The sequence below is a fragment of the Paractinoplanes durhamensis genome (genome assembly GCF_016862175.1).
Classification (GTDB): Bacteria; Actinomycetota; Actinomycetes; order Mycobacteriales; family Micromonosporaceae; genus Actinoplanes; species Actinoplanes durhamensis.
Genome location: NZ_BOML01000041.1, coordinates 67372 through 82783, shown reverse-complemented (window position 1 = coordinate 82783; position 15412 = coordinate 67372). Strand labels below are relative to the sequence as shown.

Below are 15412 nucleotides of genomic sequence, written 5' to 3'. Positions count from 1 at the left end.
AGGAGACATCCATGGCACATTCGAACCCCATCCGCATCGTTGATCAACGAACTCCGGAGGATCGAGACCGCTCGTTCCTGCCGGGTGCGGGGAAGTCCTGGCTTCTCCCGTTCTACGACGCCTTCACCCGGCTGGCCGGCGTCCGCGCACTGCACCGGCGCACGGTCGAGCTCGCCGGCGTCGAGCCTGGTCAGACGGTGGTCGACGTCGGCTGCGGTACGGGCAACCTGTCGTTCACCGTGCTCGCGGCCCAGCCGAGCGCACGGGTGACCGGCCTCGATCCCGACGCGGATGCGCTGCGCCGGGCAGCACGCAAGGCACGTCGCCGGAACCTCAGCCTTGCCCTGGTTCAGGGGTACGCCGACCGGATCCCCGCCGATGACGCCGCACTCGACCATGTGATCTCGGCCCTGGCCCTGCACCACATCGATGACGCCGGCCGGATCGCGTTCGCGCGTGACGCGTTACGCGCCCTTCGCCCGGGCGGAACGATCACGATCGCCGACTTCGAGGGCGTGAAGAACGCCGGACATCCAGCACGCCGACGGCGCCTGGCCCATTCCGGCAACCACGGCAACGGCATCGTCACACTTCTGGCCGACGCCGGGTTCGGCGACGCTCAGGAGGTCGCGCACGCCGACCACCGGATCGGCCGGGTCACCTTCGTGCAGGCGACGCTCACGGGGTGACCGCCACCTGGAAGATCGGGAGCCGGCCCAGATTCCGGTAGGCCTGCAGCGCCGCCGGCGTGCTGTCCACCGACGAGTCCTGCCCCTTCTGGTTGTGCGGCGTCTCGAACTGCACCATCGCCCGGATCTTCGGGAACCGCCGGATCTCGGCGCCGAGATCGCGATAGAAGTCGACCTTGTAGCGGGTGTTGCGCTTGGACGACCAGACACCCCACTCGGCGATCATCAGCGGTTTACCGGGATGGCGGGTGAGCGCCCAGGTGTAGAAGCCGGGCCAGCCGCGCTTGCCCTCGATCCGCTTGTTGAAGACCTCGGCGAAGTCACCGTGGCCGTAGCCGGGATCGCTGTAGGCGTACGTGTCGAAGCCGATCCAGTCGACCACGTCGTCGCCCGGGTACATGCTGTTGAACCAGCTCTGCTGCGCGTGCTTGATGTACGCCATGTGCACCAGCACGCTGACGATGTTGTTGACGCCCCGGGCCCGCAGCCGGTTGATCACGTGCCGGTACATGGCCGCGTAGTCGCGGGCGGTGTAGCCGGAGCCGACCCTCTCCCGCACGTCGTTCTCGCCCTCGTGATGCACGGCGAAGAAGAACTGCTCCGGGAAGGTCTTCTTGATGTGCACGGCGAGCCGGTCGAGGAACGCATCGGTGCGCCGGTCCCCCTTGGCGATGGCCGCCCACGAGGCCGACTCGGGCTTCCAGTTGAGGAACAGGATCCGGTGCCGCCCCCGCTGGTGAGCGATCGCGATCTCCTGCTCGGTGGGGAACAGCTGCCGGATCCCGCCGTGATAGGCGTGGTAGATCGCCTGGGTGCGGCCGGTCTTGCGTTCGAACGCGGCGAGCGCCGAGGCCCCGCGACTCTCGGTGTGCGCGCCGGGCGCAACCCCCCACAGCACGTTGCAGCTGGGGATGAGCTTGCGCCCGGTGACACATTCACCACCGGACGCGGTCATGTCGACGGTCCCGCCATCTGCCGCGACACGCGGCGCGATCTCCCCGGGCTTGCTTGGGGTGTACGGGGCGAGAGACGCACCGGAGGAGACGGTGGGGTCGTCGACGGCCGCCGAAGAGGTGGCCCGCCGCGCCGGCTCGCTGCGCCGGGGGTCACCGACGATCGGGAAGTCCGGGGCGGCGATCACCGGCAACGACACGGTGGGATCGCCGACCGGTCCGAGTGGCAGCCCGATCTGATCGACGCCGCCAGTCCAGGCCCACGCGAGCGTGGTTGCCACCGACAGCACGAAGGCCGTCGGCACGGCAGCGAGCTGTACAAGGCGGAAGCGTCGCGGTCGTCGGGTCACGAGGTGCCAGTATTGTGATGAAGATCCGGTTTGTCCAATACCCGACGCGGGCAAATGCGGACAAATTGCCAGGACGGCCGAACGTCGGAGACGGACCGGATACCCGTCTCGACCAAGACCGGCCGGGCTGCGAAACTGTCCCCCTAGTCGGCCGCAGGGGGATGCAAAGGTGAATGGTTCAGTGCTTCCCGAGGACGTGCTGCGCGACGCGCCGTCATACACGCCGCACCCGCACGAGCTCGCTGACTTGGAATTGCTGCTGAGCGGCGCATATGCACCGCTGACCGGCTTCCTCGGCCGCGCCGACCTGGACGCGCTGCGCCGCCGCGGCCGGCTCGCCGACGGCACCCCGTGGCCGGCCGCGGTGACCCTCGAGGTCCCCGCCGAGTTGGCCACCGACCTGGTGCTGGACGACCCGCTGCGCCGCACGATCATCCTGACCGACCCGGAGGGCGCGCCGGTCGCGGCGCTCGAGGTCACCGACGCCTGGGCGACCGGCGAGCGCAACTACGGCGTGGGCGGCACGGTGCGCCCGATGGGCGACGGCGGCCACCACACGTTCAAGCGGCTGCGGCGCACCCCCGCCGAGGTCAAGGCGCTGCTGCCGCCGGGCCGGGTGCTCGGCGTGATCGCCGACCGGCCGCTGCACCGCCCGCAGCTCGCCCAGATCGCGCACGCGGCCCGCACCCTCGCCGCGCACCTGCTGATCCTCATCCCGGTGAGCGGCCCCGGTCCGGACGGGCTGCCGCCCGAGGCGCTGGTCCGGGCGATCTTCGCGGCCCGCGACCGGCTCCCCCCGGCGACCATCGTCGCGCTGCCGCTCAACCGCGGTGACGACCTGCGCGACGCGATGCTGCGGGCCCGGGTCGCCGCGTCGTACGGCGTGTCCCATGTGCTCTCCACCGGCGAGATGCTCTCCGGCGGTGGCCTGCGCGTGCTGGTGCCGCGCGAGCTGGCCTACGACAACCGGGACGGCCAGTGGCGCTGGCGGGACGACATCCCGCCGCGCAACCGGCGCCTGGCGATGACCCCGGCCGAGATCGACGACCTGCTCGACCGCGGCTTCCCGCTGCCCGAGTGGCACACTCCCCCGGCGGTGGCCAAGGAGCTGGTCCGGGCCCGGCCGCCGCGCCGGCACCGCGGTCTCGTGGTGTTCTTCACCGGCTTCTCCGGATCCGGCAAGTCGACCATCGCCCGCGGCCTGGCCGACTCGCTGCGCGAGACCGGCGACCGCTCGGTCACCCTGCTCGACGGCGATGTGGTGCGGCGCGAGCTCTCCGCGGGGCTGGGCTTCAGCAAGGCCGACCGGGACCGCAACGTACGCCGGATCGGCTGGGTCGCCGCCGAGATCGGCCGGCATCGGGGCATGGCGGTCGCGTGCCCGATCGCACCGTACGAAGCGGCCCGCGCCGCGGTGCGCTCGATGGCGACCGACGCCGGCGCCGGTTTCCTCCTGGTGCACGTGGCCACCCCGCTGGAGGTCTGCGAGCAGCGTGACCGCAAGGGCCTCTACGCCCGGGCCCGAGCCGGTCAGCTGCGCGGGATGACCGGCATCGACGACCCGTACGAGACGCCGGCCGACGCCGAGATGACCATCGACACCACCACGATGACGGTCGCCGAGGCGATCGAAGTCGTGCTCGCGTACCTCGTGGAGAACGGCTGGGTGGAGCCCAAACTGACGTAAAGCCATCACGTAGCCGGGAGTGAGACGTTTACCTCGCTGGGGGCAAATCGCCCGATAACCAGCATCTCACTCACCCCGGAAGGTCCGCCAACCGATGGAAGCGTCTCGCCCTGCGGATGTCTCGCATTACCTCGGCGTGTTCCGCCGCCACTGGTGGATCGCGCTGGTCGCGACCGGTGCCGGGCTGGGTGCGGGGGCGGCGCTGACCAGCGCCCTGCCGAAGGTGTACGAGTCGTCCACCGCGGTGCTGGTCCAGGCGCTCGACCAGGACACCAACTCGCAGGGCGGCCGCACCAAGGGCTCGGTCAACCTGGACACCGAGGCCCAGCTGGTCGGCTCGGGCGCGGTCGCGGCCAAGGCGGCGGCCCTGCTGCGCACCTCCCTCTCGCCGCTGGAGCTGGCCAAGAGCGTCTCGGTCGAGGTGCCGGCCAACACCACCGTCCTGGTGATCACGTTCAAGGCCGGTACGCCGCAGGAGGCCCAGGCCGGGTCGCACTCGTTCGCCGAGGCGTACCTCCGGAACCGTGAGGAGACCGCGCAGAGCGGCCTCGACCAGCAGATCAAGACCCTCACCACCAAGATCAAGCAGCTCACCACGACGATGACCGGGATCAACTCCCGGCTGTCCCGGGCGGCCAAGGGCAGCCCGGACGAGAGCAACCTGCAGAGCCTGCGCAACAACTCGCAGAACCAGCTGAACGGGCTGACCGGCCGGCTCAACGAGCTGACCACCACCACGGTCGGCGCCGGCAACATCATCAGCGACGCCCGCCTGCCGGACACCCCGACCAGCCCGAACGGCATGGTGAACGTGGCCACCGGCGGCATGATCGGCCTGCTGCTCGGCTGCGCGCTGGCGTTCCTGCGGGAGCGCTTCGACCGGCGGCTGCGGTCGGCCGGCGACGTGCGCGACCGCGGCCGGGTGAACGTGCTGGCCGCCCTGGACGAGCGCACCACGCCGCACTTCGACGACGTGCTCCAGCCGTACGGGGCCGGCGGCCGGGTCTTCAACCGGCTGCGCAACGAGATCCTCGCGACGCTGCGCCCCAGCGACCAGGTGATCGTGGTGACCGGCACCAGCCGCGGTTCGGCCGCGACCCTGGTGGCCGCGAACCTGGCCGCCGCGCTGGCCCGCACCGGCAGCGAGGTCGTGCTGGTCGGCGCGCACCTGCCGGACAGCGTGATGGACGCGGCCCCGCTCGCCCGGATGCTCGGCGTCTCCGCCGTGCCCGGCCTCTCCGACCTGCTCGCCGGGCGGGTCGGCCTGGCCCGGGCACTGCAGCGCACCCCGCGCATCCCATCGCTGCGGGTGATCACCACCGGCGGCGCGGCCACCGCGGCCGGCCTGATGCAGTCGCAGCGGCTCAAGGACACCCTGGAGACGCTGCGCCGGCAGGGCGGCTACATCGTCATCGAGGCGCCGTCGACCAGCAGCAGCGCCGACGCGCAGAGCCTGGCCAGCCTGGCCGACGCGGCCCTGCTCGCGGTGGAGCTCCGCAAGTCGCGCCGCCCGGCCCTGCTGGACGCGACCGAACAGCTGCAGCGGGTCGGCACGCCGCTGCTCGGCGCCGTGGTGCTGCCCCGCCTCAACGGCCTGCGCGCCGCCGAGGCCAGCGCCCCCGCGGTGACGCTCGCGCCCACACCCGGCGAGAGCAAGGCCGTCGCCCTGGACAGCTCGATCCCCGACAGCGACCTCACCCAGCCGATGCGCTTCCCGACGAACACGATGTCGGCCGCCGAGAAGGCCAAGGCGGCCCGGGCGGCGGCGGCCGAGAAGACCGCCGAGAAGCCGCAGGTACGCCCCCGTACGGCCGAGTCCGCCAGCGAGATCACCGCGGTGATCGACATGTCAGGGCTGGTCAAGGAGGGGATGGTCCGGGAGGGGATGGGTAAGGCGGCCGAGGACGGCGACGGGAAGTGACCCTGGCAGCCCCGGCCTCGGAACGGACCGGCGGCCCGGCCCACGGCGCGCGCAAGACCATCACCCTTCCGGCCTGGCCGGTGGCGGGCATCCTCGCGCTCTATCCGCTGTGGTGGGCGCTCGGGCTCGGCGTACTCATCTTCGCCGTGATGGCCGTACCCATGCTCTTCCTGCTGCTCCGGCGGCGTGCCGCCGGCCGTACCCTGATGCTGCCGCCCGGCTTCGGCTGGTGGGCGCTCTTCCTGATCGCGATCGTGGTGAGCATCGGCGCGCTCGGCGCCGACCCGGCCGGCACCGTCCCCGAACACGCGGTCGGCCGTCTCCCGGCGGTCACCTACAAGCTGGTCATGTACCTCGCGCTGACCGTGCTGCTGGTCTACGCCGGCAACCTCACCGAACGGGAACTGCCGAAGAAACGGCTGGTCAAATACCTCGGCTGGCTGTTCGTGGTGACCGTGGCCGGGGGCTTCCTCGGCATGGTGGCCGGGCACTTCGAGTTCACCTCGCCGGTGGAGATGCTGCTGCCGCACGGCGTACGCAACAAGGGTTTCGTGCAGTCGCTGGTCCATCCGTACGCCGCGCAGATCATGGACCTCGTCGGCGGCGAGAAGCCGCGCCCGGCCGCGCCCTGGGGCTACACGAACACCTGGGGCAACAACTTCTGCCTGCTGGCCGGCTGGCTGGTGGTGGCGGCGTGGCAGAGCGGCCGCGGCCGGAACAAGGTGCTCGCGGTGCTGTGCCTGCTCGCCTCGATCGTGCCGGCCGTGGTGTCGCTGAACCGGGGCCTGTGGATCGGCATCGGCGTGCTGGTGCTCTACGTGGCCGCCCGCTACGTGCTGGCCGGCAAGGTGTGGATCGTCGGCGTGGTCGCGGTGGCCGGCGCGATGCTGTTCGTGGCCGTGGTCGCCACCCCGCTCGGCGGCGTGGTCAGCGCCCGGATGGACAACGGCAAGTCCAACGGCGTCCGCTCGTTCCTGATCGACCGCGCCCTGGACGGCTTCGCCGGCTCGCCGGTGGTCGGCTACGGCGGCACCCGCAACACCGTCGGTGGCCGCAACTCGATCACCGTGGGCGAGAGCGCCGGCTGCGAGCGCTGCGGCAACTTCACCGTCGGCGGCAACGGCCAGCTGTGGCAGCTGCTCTACGCGCACGGCGCCGCCGGCACGCTCGGCTACCTGGGCTTTTTCGGGTACGGGCTATGGCGGTTCCGGCGGGACCGCAGCGCGATCGGGGTGGCCGCGAGCGCCGCGCTGGTCACGTCGTACTCGGCGATGCTCTGGTACAACGCGCTGGTCACCCCGCTTGCCTTCATGGTTCTGGCATTCGCGCTGCTGTGGCGGAACGCCACGGAGCGCAATTCACTGGAGGGGGATAAATCCGGATGAGTCCGGTGAAGACTGCACCGGCCGAGCTCACGGTCGACGACGCGGCCCTGCGCACGCAGTATCTGACCGAGGTGCTCGATCTCCTCTATCCGTGGCCGTGCCGCACGGACGGTTCGCCCGGCACCCCGATCGCCGAATATCTGGTGGTCCCGGATGCCCGCCGCCCGCGCCTGCTGGTGCCGGCCGGTTCCCGCCGGGTGGCCGCGGCCGCGGTCCGCCGCTACGCCGAGCCGCAGTCGCGGACCGCGAAGCTGAAGCGGGACGCCGTGGTCGCCGCGGTCCGCACCGGCGCGTCCGCGGTGCTGCTGCGGGACCGGGTCCGGGTCACCGGCCCGTACTCGTCGAGCATCGACGGCTACCTGTGCGAGCAGCTGGGCCGGGAGCTGTCGGTGAGTGTCCACATCGGCCCGGCCCGGGCCAACCGCAAGCCGGTGCTGCAGCTGATCGGCCCGGAGGGCGACACCTTCGGCTTCGGCAAGCTGGGCACCGGCCCGCTGACCCAGGCGCTGGTGAAGGCGGAGACGGCCGCCCTGAACGCACTCGGCAACACCGGCCTGACCCGGCTGACCGTGCCGCGGGTGCTGCACGCCGGCGAGTGGCGCGGCCTGCAGGTGCTGGTCCAGTCGGCGCTGCCGGTGTGGCTGCCGCGGGCGCCGCTGACCCCGCGCCGGCTGATCGCCGCGATGCTCGACATCGCCGGCTGCTGCGGCTACACGTCCGGGCGGGTGGAGAGCAGTGCCTACTGGCACGAGCTGCGCGCCCGGCTCACCGCGGTCGGCGACCGGCCCGAGGCTATTGGGTTGTCCTCGGCGGCAGAACTGCTGGTCAAGCACGCCGGCGACACCATTTTCCGGTACGGCGCATGGCACGGCGACTGGGCGCCCTGGAACATGGCGAACCTCGCCGACGCGCTGCTGGTGTGGGACTGGGAACGGTTCGCGACCGGGGTGCCGATGGGCTTCGACGCGATCCACCACGAGCTGCAGCGGCGCATCCAGTCGACCGGCGACGCGCGGGACGCGGTCGAGCAGACCGTCAAGCGCGCCGGTGAGCTGCTCGCCCCGTTCGGGGTGCCGGCCGAGGGCCGTGACGTGACCGCCCTGCTCTACCTGGTGGACCTCGCGGTCCGCTACCTGACCGACCGCCAGGCCGAAGCCGGCGCCCGCCTGGGCGTGCTCGGCACCTGGCTGCTCCCGGTGCTGATCCGCCGGGTCGAGGAGCTTTGAGCATGGACGTTCGCAGGATTCCCGCGCCGATGAAACGGGTGGTGCACCTCGGTACCCGGTCCTACGGGCGGCTGACCTCGCCGGGCCGGATGACGCCGTCGTTCCTGATCTGCGGCGGGCAGCGCTGCGGCACCACCTCGATGTACCGGGCGCTGGCCGCCCACCCGGTGGTGATGAAGGCCGTGCTGCACAAGGGCGTGCACTACTTCGACACCTCGTACGACCGGGGGATGGGTTGGTACAAGGCGCACTTCCCGCTGATGCGCAGCGGCGACCGGATCGCCGAACGCTACGGGGTGCAGGCGCAGACGTTCGAGTCGAGCCCGTACTACATGTACCACCCGCAGGCCGCCGCCCGGATCGCCCAGGACCTGCCGCAGGCGAAGCTGGTCGTGCTGGTCCGCGACCCGGTCGAGCGGGCCTACTCGCAGCACCACCACGAGGTGGCGCGCGGCTTCGAGGCCGAGCGCGACTTCGGGGCGGCGCTCGCGCTGGAGCCGGCCCGGGTGCACCGGCAGGAGGAGCGGCTGGCCGAGGACCCGTCGTACTACAGCTTCGCCCACCAGCACCACGCCTACCGGGGTCGCGGCGAGTACGCCCGCTACCTGGGCGTGATGGCGCAGCACGTGGGCCGGGAGCGGATCCACGTGGTGGAGAGCGAGCGGTTCTTCACCGAACCCGAGGAGGTGTACGACGAGGTCTGCGAGTTCCTGGGCCTGCCCACCTACCTGGAGCGGCCGCCGTTCGAGCGGCACAACGCCCGCCCCCGGCAGTCCGACATGGACCCGGGCCTGCGCCAGGAGCTGACCAACTACTACCTGCCGCACGACGACGCGCTGTCGCGTTGGTTGGGGCGGATGCCGATCTGGCGCCGGACGTGACGGACGTTCTCGACAAGCCCGCTTCGGCCGGGACGCGGGGGGTGGCCCGCGGCGGGCTGGCGAACATGGCCGGTTCGGCGCTGGCCGGCGGCACCGGTGTCGCGGTCACCTGGATCGTGGCCCGCTCGCTCGGTGCCGAGCAGGCCGGCGCGTTCTTCGCGGCGACGGCCGCGTTCGTGCTCGGCGGCGGCCTGGCCAAGCTCGGCACCCAGACCGGGCTGGTCTACTGGCCGGCCCGGCTGCGCGCCACCGGCCGCGAGCACCTGCTCGGCGCCTGCCTGCGCACCGGCCTGACCCCGGTGCTGGCGCTGTCGCTGCTGCTCGGGGCGACGATGTGGCTGGCCGCACCGGCGATCGCCCGGACCACCGCGCACGAGGCCGCGCACGTGGTCGGCGCGCACACCGCCGGGCTCCGGGTGCTGGCCGTCTTCCTGCCGTTGCAGGCCCTGACCGACGCGCTGCTGACCGCGACCCGCGGCTACCGGGCGATGCGGCCGACGGTGACGCTCGACCGGATTCTGCGGAGCACGCTGCAGTTGCTGCTGGTGGCCCTGGCCGGCATCGCGACCCTCTCGCTGCCATGGTTCGCGGCGGCGTGGGTCGCGCCCTATCTGCCGGTCACGGTGCTGGCGGCGTACGCCCTCAAGAAGGTTTATCGCGCGGGAAAGCCGCCCGGCGTGACCACCACTCGCGCCGAAAGGCGCGGTCTGCAGCGGGATTTCTGGAAGTTCACCGGCCCGCGCGCGCTCGCGAGCGTGGCCCAGCTGGCGCTGCAGCGGGTGGATGTCCTGCTGGTGGCGGCGCTCGGTGGGCTGGCGGCGGCGGCGGTCTACGCGGTCGCCGGCCGGTTCGTGGTGCTGGTGCAGTTGGCCAATCAGGGGATCTCGCAGTCGGTGCAGCCGCGGCTGGCCGAGGCGCTGGCCACCGGCGATCGTCGCGCCGCCAACCACCTCTACCAGACCGCGACCGGCTGGCTGGTCCTCGTCGCCTGGCCGATCTGCCTGCTGGTGATCCACCTCGCGCCGTTCTACCTGCGGTTCTTCGGCGACGGCTACGTCGACGGCAAGACCGTCGTGGTCGTCCTGGCCTGCGCGATGCTGGTCGCCACCGGCTGCGGCATGGTCGACATGGTGCTCGCGATGGCCGGCCGCACCTCGTGGAACCTCGCCAACGTGCTGGTCGCGCTGACCGTCACGATCGGGCTCGACCTGCTGCTCATCCCCCGCTACGGCGCGCTCGGCGCGGCCGCCGGCCTGGCCTGCGCGATGGTCGCGAACAACCTGCTGCCGCTGATCCAGGTCGGGCGGGCGGTCGGGCTGCACCCGTTCGGCCGCGGCACCCGGGCCGCGGCGCTGCTGTCGCTGGCCTGCTTCGGCGCGCTCCCGCTCTTCCACACCCCCGGCCTCATCGCCAGTGTGCCCGCCTTCCTGATCGGAGTCTGGCTGCTCCGCGGGCACCTCGCGCTGGAGGCTTTCAAACCCATGAGGAGGACCCGTTGACCGACTACACCAAGGTTTTCCAGGACGCTGCGGCGGTCGAGAAATACGAGACCGTCACGTACGCGCCGGACAGCTACGCGTCGCAGATCAACCAGCGGCAGCGTGACTATCTGCGCACCCTGGTCCGCCGCGAGTTCGGCCCACGGGCGCCGGTCCAGCACGACTTCGCCTGCGGCACCGGCCGGGCCATCCGCACCCTGCACGGCCTGGTCCGGGAGGCGCACGGCTACGACACGTCGGCCGAGATGATGGCCAAGGCGGCCGAGGTCGGCTCGCACGCGAACTGGCACCGGGTGCCGGCCGAGGGTCCGGTGCCGGAGCCGGTCGAGGCCGGCTACCCGGCCATCGTGACCATGTTCCGGCTGCTGCTCAACGTGGACGACGCGATCCGCGAGCGGGCCCTCGCGTTCGCCGCCAAGGCGCTGCCGGACGCCTCCGCCGGCATCCTGGTGGTGGAGAACCACGGCAACGCCGACTCGCTGCGGCATCTGCGCGCCCGCCGGCACCGGGAGGAACGCTGGTTCGCCGAGCTCTCCCACGAGCAGATCGACAAGCTGCTGCAGCGGCACGGTTTCGAGGTGGTCGAGCGGCGCGGCTTCTCGATGATCACGCCGTCGCTGCACGGAAATCCGCTGGCCCGGGCGGCCGACGCGGCCATGCGGCGACTCCCCGGCACGGACGGATATGCGGTGAACGTCCTGTACACGGCTCGGCGCATCCATGCGTAAATTCGCCGCCCTCGCCCTGGTGCTCCTGCTGGCCGGCTGCTCCCTCGGGAGCAAGAAGGAAGTACCGCAGCCGACCCCCTCGCCCGACCTGTCCGGCAAACCGCCGGCCATCGCCGTCCTCAACGGCCCGTTCGCCAGCGGCCCGGTCCGCGCCCCCGAGAAGGGCGCGCTGGTCGGCGCCTGGATCAAGCCGGACGAGCTCACCCACGTCGGCCGGCTGGCCGCGGTCGACTCCCTGGAGACCGACCTCGGCCGGCGGCTGAGCATCGTCAACACCTACCGCCGCTTCGAGCAGATGGTCGGCACCTCGTCGGACAAGGAGTTCCTGTCCCAGGGCGCCACCCTGATGGTCAGTTGGGCCACCGGCGACAACCGGTCCATCCTGGACGGCGAGCACGACGACCTGATCCGCAAGCAGGCGAAGGCGATCCGCAAGATCAAGAAGCCGGTGCTGCTGCGGATGCGGTGGGAGATGGACCGGCCCAACCTGCGGGCCACGATGTGGTCCGGAAACGACTACATCGCCGCCTGGAAGTACGTGCGGAACATCTTCAAGCAGGAGCGCGCGAACAACGTCTCCTGGGTGTGGTGCCCGACCGCCGAGGGCTTCATCCGCGGTGACGCGCCCGGCTTCTACCCGGGCGACGACCAGGTGGACTGGACCTGCGTGGACGTCTACGCCGGCGAGAACTTCCAGCCCATCGGGCAGCTGATGGGCCCGTTCCTGCAGTTCGCCGCGCAGCACCCGAAGCCGATCATCATCGGCGAGTTCGGGGTGGCCAAGGCGTGGGGTTCGGCCGCGCGGGCGGCCTGGTTGCGCGACGCCGAACGGACCTTCAAGGCGAACCCGCAGATCAAGGCGCTCGCCTATTTCGAGTCCGATCCGGAGGGCAATCCGGCGACCAAACAGTTCCAGTTGACCGGCGACAAACTCGCGTTCAAGGCCTTCCACGCCCTGGTCAAGGACCCGTACTTCAATCCTTGACCGGCTCCAGAAATTCGAGTCTGTTGCCGTGCCCGTCGATGGCATAGAGCCGCCGGTGACCCGGGAAGTGGGGATCCCACTCGACCGGGTAACCGGCGGCTTCGAGTTTCTCCGCCAAAAGATCAAGACCGTTGATGAGTACGCCGGGATGAGCCTTGGTGGCCGGCGCGAAGTCGGGCACCGGGGACAGGTGGACTTCCCAGCCCCCGCTCCGGAACCAGCACCCACCCCGAGCCGCCAGCACCGGCGGCTTGACCAGCTCGATCATGCCGAGCACCCCGCCGTAGAACTGCCGGGCGGCCTCTTCGCCGCCCGGCGGGATCAGTAGCTGGACGTGGTGCAGGCGCTCGATGGTGAAATCCATGCGCGTTACAGTACGCCCGTACGGTTAGCGCGTGCGTACCCGTTGTCCGGGGGCGCGGGCCAGCAGCCGCAGCGCGTAGGGCGCGTCGTGCCGCAGGTAGCGGCTCGCCAGCCGGCGCGGCTCGGTGCCGAGCCGGTGCGCCCATTCCAGCCCGGTGCGCTGCATCCAGCGCGGCGCCCGCTCGACGTCGCCGGCCACGAAGTTGACCGCCGCCCCGCAGCCGATGAACCAGCTGGTCGGCAGCATCGGCTTCAGCTTCGCGATCATCCGCTCCTGCTTGGGGAAGCCCAGCCCGACGAAGACCAGGTCGGGCTGCGCGTCGGCCACCTTCGCGCAGACCTGGGCGTACGTCTCAGGATCTTTCTCGAAGCCGAAGTCCGGGCAGATCGTTCCGGCGATGCGCAACCCGACGCATTCTTCCGCGAGCCGGTCCGCCGCCTTCGCCGCTCCGTCGTTCGCCGGCGAGCCGCCGACCACGAAGATCGACCGCCGATCCAGCCCGAGGCCCGCGGACAGCGACCAGATCAGGCTGCTGCCGGCCACCCGCTCCGGCAACGGCCTGCCACCCAGCCGGCTGGCCCAGATCAGCGGCATGCCGTCGGCGACGATCAGGTCGGCGTCGTCGAGGTGCTCGCGGGCCTCCTGCTCGGTCTGCGCACGACGCAGGATGTCGACGTTCGGGGTGATGATCCGGCCGCCGCGCCCGTGCGTGAGCGCCTCCCGGACCACCGCCACGACCTCGGCCTCGGTGATCCGGTCGATGCCCGTACCGTCCAGCTCGACCCGGTCGAAAGCCTCGATGGACACCTTCGCCTCCTTCACGCTTGTTCGCTCGTTATAGGAGCGAAACGAGCGAAGGTGGGCGAAAGTGGCACGGGTCTTATTTCTGGGCGGATTAGGACGTAGCGGGACAACGCTCGTCGAACGTCTGCTCGGCGAACTTCCCGGCGTATGCGCGCTCGGTGAGGTCGTTCATCTCTGGCAGCGCGACATCCGCGACGACGAGCGCTGCGGCTGCGGCGCCCACTTCTCGGCGTGCGGCTTCTGGCGGCGGGTCGGCGCGCTGGCCTTCGGCGGCTGGCACAACGTCGACGTCGACCGGGTGCACCACCTGCGCGACGCGGTCGAGCGCACCCGGCACATCCCCCGGCTCGCCACCGCCGTCGAGGCGCCGGAGGAGGTGCACGAATACGCCGACTTCTACAGCCGGGTCTACGCCGCGGCCGCCGAGGTCTCCGGCGCCCGGGTGGTGGTCGACTCGTCCAAGCACTCGGCACTCGCCCACGTGCTGCGCTGGTCCGGCGGCATCGACCTGCGGGTGGTGCACGTGGTGCGGGACGCGCGCGGCGTCGCCTACTCGTGGACCAAGACCGTCAGCAGGCCGGAGACCGACGGCAGCGACCAGATGACCCGCTACTCCCCCGGCCGCTCGGCTCTGCTGTGGAACGCGCACAACGCCGCGTTCAGCCTGCTGTCCCGGCGCGGGGTGCCGGTGCACCGGATCCGCTACGAGGAGTTCGTGGCCGACCCGCGCACCGCGCTCACGGCGCTGGCCGAGTTCGCCGGCGTCGACCTCGGCCCGGCCGACCTCGACTTCCTGCACGACGGCCAGGCCGATCTGAAGGTCGGGCACAGCGCCGCCGGCAATCCGATGCGCTTCACCGTCGGGCAGCTGCCGCTGCGCCGGGACGACGCCTGGGTGCGCTCGCTGCCACCCCGGCAGCGCCGGCTGGTCGGCGCGGTGTGCGCCCCGATGCTGCGGGCCTACGGATACCCCGTTTTTCGAGAGGACGCACGATGAACTGGCCCTCGGTCGGCGTTGTCATCCCCACCCGCAACCGGCCCGAGCTGGTCCGCCAGGCCATCGCCGGGGTGCGCGACCAGCGCTACCCGGGCGATTTGAAGATCTTGGTGGTGTACGACCAGACCGAGCCCGACTACCTGCTCGCCTCGACCGAGGGCGTGCAGGTGCTGGTGCTCACCAACTGGCGGACGTCCGGGCTGGCCGGCGCCCGCAACACCGGCATCCTCGCGCTGGACACCGATTACGTGGCGTTCTGCGACGACGACGACCGCTGGCTGCCGGACAAGCTGCGCCGGCAGGTGGCCGCCCTGATGTCCGAGCCCGACTCGGAGATGGCCACCTGTGCGATCGCTGTCGAGTTCGAGGGAAAGAGCACGCCGCGGCTGGCCGGCCGCAGCCGGGTCACGGTCGACGAGTTGGCCCGCTCCCGGATGTCGATGCTGCACTCGTCGTCGTTCCTGATCCGCCGGGAGGCGTTCGCCGAGGACGCGATCGGCCTGGTCGCCGAGGACGCGCCGGGCAGCCAGAACGAGGACTGGGATCTGCTCCTTCGGGCAGCGCGGCGGGCGCCGATCGTGCACCTCGACGAGCCGCTGGTCCGGGTGCTGTGGGGGCGGACCTCGCACTATGCGTACGAGTACGCCACCAAGATCTCGTCGCTGCGCTGGATGATGCAACGCCACCCGGAGATCAGCGGATGCCGCCCCGGCGCGGCCCGGGTCTACGGGCAACTGGCCTGCTGGTCGGCCGCGACCGGCAACCGCAGCCAGGCGTGGCAGTTCAGCAAGGAGGCGGTGCGGGCCAACTGGAAGGAGCCGCGGACGGCGATCGCGCTGGCCGCGATGACCGGTGCGGTCAAGGTCGAGAATGTGCTTTCAGCGCTGCACAAACGAGGCCGCGGTATCTGACGTCACTCTTTCCACCACGCCCGATCGCACGG

At 71.3% G+C, this 15412-nt stretch carries 14 protein-coding genes; 11 read left to right on the top strand and 3 right to left on the bottom strand.

Annotated elements, in window-relative coordinates; genetic code table 11:
- Window positions 1-11: 11 nt before the first annotated feature.
- Window positions 12-689, top strand: coding sequence for a class I SAM-dependent methyltransferase (locus tag Adu01nite_RS26700; protein ID WP_203730432.1), 678 nt, complete (start codon window positions 12-14; stop codon window positions 687-689).
- Here the strand turns inward: Adu01nite_RS26700 and Adu01nite_RS26695 are convergent.
- A complete protein-coding gene (locus Adu01nite_RS26695; protein WP_239132719.1) occupies window positions 679-1947 on the bottom strand; it encodes a glycosyl hydrolase in 1269 nt (422 codons plus the stop codon). The genes Adu01nite_RS26700 and Adu01nite_RS26695 overlap by 11 nt on opposite strands.
- Before the next feature lie 214 nt (window positions 1948-2161).
- Between Adu01nite_RS26695 and cysC the strand changes: the two genes are divergently transcribed.
- The 8 genes from cysC (at window position 2162) to Adu01nite_RS26655 (ending at window position 12304) form a co-directional block, all read left to right on the top strand.
- Window positions 2162-3679, top strand: a complete 1518-nt coding sequence (cysC, locus tag Adu01nite_RS26690; protein ID WP_203730428.1) for an adenylyl-sulfate kinase — start codon at window positions 2162-2164, stop codon at window positions 3677-3679.
- Between the two features lie 94 nt (window positions 3680-3773).
- A complete protein-coding gene (locus Adu01nite_RS26685; protein WP_203730426.1) occupies window positions 3774-5600 on the top strand; it encodes a Wzz/FepE/Etk N-terminal domain-containing protein in 1827 nt (608 codons plus the stop codon).
- Complete coding sequence (locus Adu01nite_RS26680; RefSeq protein ID WP_239132718.1) at window positions 5597-6985, top strand: hypothetical protein; 1389 nt, start codon at window positions 5597-5599, stop codon at window positions 6983-6985. The genes Adu01nite_RS26685 and Adu01nite_RS26680 overlap by 4 nt, the downstream gene beginning before the upstream one ends.
- On the top strand, window positions 6982-8211 hold the full coding sequence (locus tag Adu01nite_RS26675; RefSeq protein WP_203730424.1) for a hypothetical protein: 1230 nt from the start codon (window positions 6982-6984) through the stop codon (window positions 8209-8211). Before Adu01nite_RS26680 ends, Adu01nite_RS26675 begins: the two co-directional genes overlap by 4 nt.
- A 2-nt stretch (window positions 8212-8213) precedes the next feature.
- Window positions 8214-9092, top strand: a complete 879-nt coding sequence (locus Adu01nite_RS26670) for a sulfotransferase family protein (protein WP_203730422.1) — start codon at window positions 8214-8216, stop codon at window positions 9090-9092.
- Window positions 9089-10591 (top strand): MATE family efflux transporter, encoded by a 1503-nt coding sequence (locus tag Adu01nite_RS26665; RefSeq protein WP_307836653.1) that lies wholly within the window; start codon window positions 9089-9091, stop codon window positions 10589-10591. The genes Adu01nite_RS26670 and Adu01nite_RS26665 overlap by 4 nt, the downstream gene beginning before the upstream one ends.
- On the top strand, window positions 10588-11319 hold the full coding sequence (locus Adu01nite_RS26660) for a methyltransferase domain-containing protein (RefSeq protein WP_203730420.1): 732 nt from the start codon (window positions 10588-10590) through the stop codon (window positions 11317-11319). Before Adu01nite_RS26665 ends, Adu01nite_RS26660 begins: the two co-directional genes overlap by 4 nt.
- The gene (locus Adu01nite_RS26655) at window positions 11312-12304 is read left to right on the top strand and encodes a glycosyl hydrolase (RefSeq protein ID WP_203730418.1); all 993 of its coding nucleotides are present in this window, start codon (window positions 11312-11314) and stop codon (window positions 12302-12304) included. The genes Adu01nite_RS26660 and Adu01nite_RS26655 overlap by 8 nt, the downstream gene beginning before the upstream one ends.
- On the opposite strand, the gene Adu01nite_RS26650 is transcribed toward Adu01nite_RS26655, so the two are convergent.
- Window positions 12294-12668: a VOC family protein gene (locus Adu01nite_RS26650; protein WP_203730416.1), complete on the bottom strand. Its 375-nt coding sequence runs from the start codon at window positions 12666-12668 to the stop codon at window positions 12294-12296. The genes Adu01nite_RS26655 and Adu01nite_RS26650 overlap by 11 nt on opposite strands.
- 24 nt (window positions 12669-12692) lie before the next feature.
- Complete coding sequence (locus Adu01nite_RS26645) at window positions 12693-13475, bottom strand: WecB/TagA/CpsF family glycosyltransferase (RefSeq protein WP_203730414.1); 783 nt, start codon at window positions 13473-13475, stop codon at window positions 12693-12695.
- 61 nt (window positions 13476-13536) lie between these two features.
- Between Adu01nite_RS26645 and Adu01nite_RS26640 the strand changes: the two genes are divergently transcribed.
- Window positions 13537-14469 carry a sulfotransferase family protein gene (locus tag Adu01nite_RS26640; protein ID WP_203730412.1) on the top strand — a complete coding sequence of 311 codons (933 nt, stop codon included), beginning with the start codon at window positions 13537-13539 and terminating at the stop codon, window positions 14467-14469.
- Complete coding sequence (locus tag Adu01nite_RS26635; RefSeq protein WP_203730411.1) at window positions 14466-15380, top strand: glycosyltransferase family 2 protein; 915 nt, start codon at window positions 14466-14468, stop codon at window positions 15378-15380. Before Adu01nite_RS26640 ends, Adu01nite_RS26635 begins: the two co-directional genes overlap by 4 nt.
- Window positions 15381-15412 lie beyond the last annotated feature (32 nt).

What these genes read in the sequence shown, in the direction of transcription:
- Adu01nite_RS26700 (WP_203730432.1), top strand. Translation starts at nt 12, where the DNA reads ATGGCACATTCGAACCCCATCCGCATCGTTGATCAACGAACTCCGGAG.
- Adu01nite_RS26685 (WP_203730426.1), top strand. Translation starts at nt 3,774, where the DNA reads ATGGAAGCGTCTCGCCCTGCGGATGTCTCGCATTACCTCGGCGTGTTC.
- Adu01nite_RS26675 (WP_203730424.1), top strand. Translation starts at nt 6,982, where the DNA reads ATGAGTCCGGTGAAGACTGCACCGGCCGAGCTCACGGTCGACGACGCG.
- Adu01nite_RS26670 (WP_203730422.1), top strand. Translation starts at nt 8,214, where the DNA reads ATGGACGTTCGCAGGATTCCCGCGCCGATGAAACGGGTGGTGCACCTC.
- Adu01nite_RS26655 (WP_203730418.1), top strand. Translation starts at nt 11,312, where the DNA reads ATGCGTAAATTCGCCGCCCTCGCCCTGGTGCTCCTGCTGGCCGGCTGC.
- Adu01nite_RS26650 (WP_203730416.1), bottom strand. Translation starts at nt 12,668, where the DNA reads ATGGATTTCACCATCGAGCGCCTGCACCACGTCCAGCTACTGATCCCG.
- Adu01nite_RS26635 (WP_203730411.1), top strand. Translation starts at nt 14,466, where the DNA reads ATGAACTGGCCCTCGGTCGGCGTTGTCATCCCCACCCGCAACCGGCCC.